The organism is Borrelia persica No12 (assembly GCF_000500045.1).
Classification (GTDB): Bacteria; Spirochaetota; Spirochaetia; order Borreliales; family Borreliaceae; genus Borrelia; species Borrelia persica.
In genome coordinates, this window is sequence record NZ_AYOT01000177.1 from 1 (window position 1) to 294 (window position 294).

1 protein-coding gene is annotated in these 294 nt (G+C 32.3%); it reads right to left on the minus strand.

The features are described from left to right. Positions 1–294: DUF603 domain-containing protein (locus U881_RS0105945; protein ID WP_038363860.1), on the minus strand; the 294-nt coding region annotated here is incomplete at both ends.

Here is a 294-nt window from a genome sequence, read left to right on the forward strand (position 1 = left end):
AATTCCAAATAATTGTTAAATGCCTTCATAAACTTAAGTCCAAGTTGACTCTTTGCTATACTAAATTGACTCCTAAGTTCACGTGCCTTTGCATTTACTTCAAGTGCTCGATCTAAAATACTCTTAAAAGTATCTTCACAAATGGTAACTTTAGTATTACTACCAAATTCTTTTGGTTTCTCTCTAATACTCTCCCATTTTTGTCTCATTTTACATACATTAGCTCGTGAAACTCCCATCTCTTTAGCTATTTCAGAATCGCTTAAACGACCTTCATTGAAATACATGACATAA